Here is a 3,936-nt window from a genome sequence, read left to right as displayed (position 1 = left end):
GTGCCGGCGGACGTGCCGCGCCCGACGCGCGGGCGCGCCGGGCGTCCCCACGCTACCCGGCGACCGTCCGCGACGGCGGGCACGACCCACAGGAGGGCGCGTGCCCTCCGCCACGGGCCCGCGGCGCGCGGCGCTACGTCAGAGCTCCGGCACGCTCGACGGGTCGAGCGGGAGCCCGCGGTCGGCGGTGTCCCAGGCGGCGGCGCAGGCCGCACGCACGAGGTCCAGACGGCCGTCCGCGCCCGGCGCCGGACGCAGCTCGAGAGCGCCCGCCGCGACCCGCGCGGCCGCGCCGCGGCACACCCACCAGCCGTCCTCCGGCGCGGGGGCCGGGTGGGGCTCGAGGAGGGACAGCAGATCGGCACCGATGAAGTGCGGGCGCTCCCCCGGCAGCGCCAGGACGTCGTCGCGCGCGCTGCTCACCCCCGTGAGGACGTGCAGCCCGGGGATGTCCCCCGAGCGCGCGCCGGCGAGGTCGGTGTCGAGCCGGTCACCGATCACCAGCGGCGCACGGGCACCGGCGCGCTCCACCGCGAGGCGGTACATCGTCGGCGACGGCTTGCCGGCGCTCGCCGGCTCGACGCCCGTCGCCGCGCGCACCGCGCCGACGAGCGACCCGTTGCCCGGGGCGAAGCCGCGTGCCGTCGGCAGGCTGAGGTCGAGGTTCGACGCGACGTGCCACGCGCCGCGCTGCACGGCGTACGCCGCCTCGGCCAGCTGCGCCCAGCCGAGCTCGGGCGCGAACCCCTGCACGACCGCCACCGGCTCCTCGTCGGCCGACGTCACGACGTCGTACCCCTTCGCACGCACCGCCGTCAGCAGGCCGGCGCCGCCGACCACGAGGACGCGCGCCCCGGCGGGCACGCGCGTCGCCAGCAGCTCCGCGGCGGCCTGCGCGGCGGTCATCACCTCGTGCGGCTGCGTGGGGATGCCGAGGCCGACCAGCTGGTCGGCCACCTGCTCGGGCTCGCGCGAGGCGTTGTTCGTGACGAACACGAGCCGCATGCCGGCGCCACGGGCCCCCTCGAGCCCCTGCGCGGCACCGTCGATCGGCTCGTGCCCGCGGTACGCCACGCCGTCGAGGTCGACGAGCGCGAGGTCGTACCGCTCCGCGAGCGGCTCCTGCGACGCCAGCAGCCCTGCACCCGTCACCGTGCCTCCTCGTCGTCCGCGCGGTCGCCGGCCGTCGTGCCGGCGTCCGGCGCCTCGCCGTCGTCCGCCGCGTCGTCCGCGGCTCCTCCCGCAGCAGCCGCCTCATCGGTGGCCCCCGCGTCGCTCGCGGCCTCGTCGCTCGCGGCCTCGTCGGCCACCGCGTCATCGGCCACCGCGTCATCGGCCACCGCCGCGGCAGCGGTCGCCTTCTCGACGCCCGAGTCGTCGGCGTCCGGCGCCTCGTCCTCCTCCGCGCCGTCGCCCTGGTCCGCCCCGTCGGCGTCGGCGTCCTCGGCGTCGGCGACCTCGGCCTCTGCGTCCTCGGCCTCGGCGGGGTCCGCAGGTGCGTCGGCCGTCTCGGGTGCGTCGTCCTCCAGGTCGTACACGAGGACCTCCTCCTCGACCTCCACGAGCCCGGCGGCCTCCTCGAGCTCGCGCTCGGAGTACGGCGCGAGCTCCGCCTCGGCGTCGGCGTGCCGTCCCGCGGCCTCGAGCGCGGCGGCGCGCGCCTGGGCGACGCGGACCGCGAGCACACCGCTCGCACCGCGCACGAGGTCGGTGGCCAACGCCGCCACAGCGGCCTCGGCCTGCCCCATGTCGAGACGTGCCCCGCTGACGACCATCGCGAGCTCGACCCGCGTGGCCGCCGGGAGCGCCTCGGCCTCCGGCTCGTTGGCGAGGGCGATCGCACGCTCGGGCCGCCCGAGCCCACGCTCGGCGTCGGCCATCACCGCGAGGTGCTCGGACGAGCCGTTCAGGCGTCGCACCGTGCGCAGCTCGCGCAGTGCCTCCGCGTAGCGGCCGGTCCGGTAGGCGGCCAGCCCCGCGGCCTCACGCACCACGTCGACCCGCCCGGCGCGGCGGACGGCCGCCGCCGCGTGCTCGTACGCACGCTCGGGGTCGACGTCCAGCAGACGCCCCACCATGACGAGGTGTCGCCCGACGCGTTCGGCGTTGTCCTTGCTCAGCGTCCGCAGCGGCCCGCGTGCCTCGCGGTCCAGCTGGGCGAACGTGACGTCCTCCGGGATCTCCGGCTCCGGGACGCGCACGCGCTCCGGCTCGTGCCGGTCGGCCGCGCGCGGCGCGCGGTCGCCACCGGCCACCCGCGGGTGGCCGGTCGCACGGCCGCCGCCCTCGGTGCGACGGTCGCCCGAGCGGGCGCCGCCGTCCGGACCTGCCGCGCCACGCTCGCCCCACGAACGGCCGGTCGCGCGGTCGTCGGACCGCGCGGCGCCGCGGCGCTCGCCCGCCGCCGACCCACCTCGCCGCTCGGCGTCGTGGCGCCCCGTCGTCCCGCGCGCATCCGCACGCCCGGCCGACGGCTGCTTCCCGTACGACCGGTCCGCGGAGGACCGCTCGCCGTACGACCGCTCGCCACCTCGACGGGGAGCCGCACCGGCGTCACCGCGGCGTGCGTCGGATCCCCGCGTCGGCCGCTCGTCGTAGCGGCCCGCGCCGCGCCGGTCGTCCGGACGCTGCTCGCGACGCGGTCCCGGACCGCGGTCGTCGGATGCGCCCCAGGACGGTCGGTCGGCGAAGCGGTCACGGCCGGCACGGTCGTCGCCGCGGCGCGGCGCTGCGGGCCGGCGCTCGCCGCCCTGGCCCCGCTCGTCACGCGCCCCGCCGCTGGTACGGCGGTCCTCCCACGGACGAGCGGGACGCTCGGCGGACCGGTCGCCCCAGCTGCCGCGCGCGCCCCTGTCGTCGCGCGCGGGACGGCCCGCGCCGCGCGCGTCGTCCCGGCCCGCGCCCGACCATCCGCCCGAGGAGCGCGGCGCACCCGCACGGCCGGTCGGACGACCCCCGCCGGCACCCCACGAAGGCGCCTGCTCACGGCGCGGCGACGGCCCGCCGGCGTCCGCGCCCCACGTCCGTGCCGAGCGCGCACCACGGCTCTCGCGCTGCTCGCGGTCGCCCGAGGCCGAACGGTCGTCGCGCCGGCCAGGACGGTCGTCCGCCCGGTCCCACGGCCGGCCCGCCCCGCCGGCACCGCGGCCGCGCTCCGGCGACGCGCTCGGCGACCACGGCCGCCCGGCGCTCCGCGGCGCGCCGCGCCGGTCGTCGTCCCGATCCGCGGACGACCACGAGCCGCGCTGCCCCCGTGGGTCCTCCCGGCGCTCGCCACGCGGCGCCTCGCGGTACCCGCCACCGTCGCGGCCCGCACCGGGGCGCGACGCGCCGGCGGGGCGCTCGTCGCGGTCCCGGCTCTGCCACGTCGACCGACCGGCACCCGGTGCACGGTCGGAGCGACCGGCTGCGGAGGCGCCGGGACGTCCCGCGCCGCCCGTCCGGCCTCCACCGGAGGGACGCGCACCGGAGCCACCGGGGCGGCCGCCCCGCGTCCCGCCGCTCCGTCCCTCGTACGCGCCACGGCGGTCGTCACCGCCGTACCCGCCGCGTGCGTCGCGCGCGCCGCCGGCGCCTCGGGATCCGCCGCGGGCGCCTCCGGAGGCACCGCTGCCGCCGCTCCACGGGCGGGCCGATCCGCCGCCCTGTCGGTCCTGGCGGGGGCGTCGCTCGTCCGAGCCGTCGCTGTTCATGGTGTAACTCCTCGTCGTACGTCGACGCCCATGGTCTCATCACCGCGGACAGCGGGTGGGCGGTGCTGCACCGCGGGGTGCGCGCGGGTGGAGCTACGGACGATGCGGCGGGTTCTGCCTCGGCGTCGTCCGGTGATGACAGGGGAATGTCGCGCAAGTCGCACGTGAACGCACGAAGGCCCACCCGGTGTCGGGTGGGCCTTCGTGGAATGGTTGTCCGGCGGCGTCCTACTCTCCCACACCC

At 79.4% G+C, this 3,936-nt stretch carries 2 protein-coding genes; both read right to left on the bottom strand.

Going from position 1 to position 3,936, the window contains the following annotated elements:
- Positions 1–138: 138 nt before the first annotated feature.
- On the bottom strand, positions 139–1,152 hold the full coding sequence (locus AB6N23_RS17575; protein ID WP_412867261.1) for an HAD-IIA family hydrolase: 1,014 nt from the start codon (positions 1,150–1,152) through the stop codon (positions 139–141).
- Positions 1,149–2,255 (bottom strand): hypothetical protein, encoded by a 1,107-nt coding sequence (locus tag AB6N23_RS17570; RefSeq protein WP_412867260.1) that lies wholly within the window; start codon positions 2,253–2,255, stop codon positions 1,149–1,151. The genes AB6N23_RS17575 and AB6N23_RS17570 overlap by 4 nt, the downstream gene beginning before the upstream one ends.
- Positions 2,256–3,936 lie beyond the last annotated feature (1,681 nt).

Origin of the sequence: Cellulomonas pasadenensis (assembly GCF_047229365.1) — a bacterium.
Lineage (GTDB): Bacteria > Actinomycetota > Actinomycetes > Actinomycetales > Cellulomonadaceae > Cellulomonas.
The sequence above is the reverse complement of the archived record's forward strand: the minus strand, read 5'-3'. Positions and strand labels throughout refer to the sequence as shown.